At 72.2% G+C, this 1,197-nt stretch carries 1 protein-coding gene; it reads right to left on the minus strand.

Annotated features, from left to right (window positions below; translation table 11 throughout):
* Window positions 1-101 precede the first annotated feature (101 nt).
* On the minus strand, window positions 102-1,197 hold a 1,096-nt coding region (locus ACFC1T_RS38435), incomplete at its 5' end, for an LCP family protein (protein WP_375897462.1).

Here is a 1,197-nt window from a genome sequence, read left to right on the forward strand (position 1 = left end):
TAGTCCCCGGGCGGGGCCTGGGGGCCCCCCGGGGGGGGGGGCCCCCCCCGGCCCCCCCGGGGGGGGGGGCCCCGCCGGCGCGCGGCCCCCCCCCGCGGCGGCTACTTGAACTCGGGTACCGCGGTGTCGTTCTTGAACGCCTCGAAGACCTGCTTGGACTTGGCGGCGTCCCACTGCACCGCCGACTCGCCGGTCTTGGTGTGGTAGTCGGCGTTGCCGATCGGGACGGTCATGGTCTTGCCGCCGCCGCCGTTGACGTCCTTCATGGCGAGGAAGAGCGAGCCCAGGTCGGTCAGCCCGCAGTCGTCGTCGACGATCAGGGTGCCGAGCGCCGAGTCGACCAGCGGGTAGAAGGTGAACGGGTTGAGCACGGTGCCCGGGGAGGCGGCCTGGTGGGCGAGGGCGCCGAGGAACTTCTGCTGGTTGCGCATCCGGCCGAGGTCCTGGTCGGCCATCTGGTGGCGCTGGCGGACGAAGGCCAGGGCCTGGGTGCCGTTGAGGGTCTGGTCGCCGGCCTTGAGGTCGAGGCCGGAGTCCTTGTCCTTGATGTCCTGGTCGATGTGCATCTCGACGCCGCCGACGGAGTCGACGATGCCCGCGAACCCGGCGAAGCCGATCTCGGCGTAGTGGTCGATGCGGATGCCGGTGTTGAGTTCGACGGTCTGCACCAGGAGGCGGCCGTTGCCGGTGGCGAAGGCCGAGTTGATCTTCGAGGTGGTGGCCTTGACGGTCTTCCCGGCGCTCGTCCTGAACTCGGGGATCGGCACCCAGGAGTCGCGCGGGATGCTCATCAGCGTGTTCCCGTTGTCCCCGATGTGCAGGATCATCATCGAGTCGCTGCGCTTGCCCTCGACGTCGTGGCCGGTGTGCATGGTGTCCATCTGGGACTCGCTGAGGCCCTCGCGGCTGTCGGAGCCGACGATCAGCCAGTTGGTGCCCTTGCCGGCGGCCGGGCGGCCCGGGTAGCCGGCCAGCACGTTGTCGTGGTTGAGCTTGGAGTCCGCCCAGAACCAGGTGGACACGGAGGTCACCATGACGGCGATCAGCAGGCCGAAGACCGTCCACTTGACGATCCGCCGCCGCGGCCAGCGCCGGGACTGCGCGCCGCCCGGCCGCGCACCGGCGGGACCACCGGGGCCGCCGGGGCCGCCGGGGCCGCCGGGCCGACCCGGTCCGCCCGGGCCGCCGGGGCCCGGC

This window comes from Kitasatospora sp. NPDC056076, from assembly GCF_042266305.1.
Taxonomy (GTDB): Bacteria; Actinomycetota; Actinomycetes; order Streptomycetales; family Streptomycetaceae; genus Kitasatospora.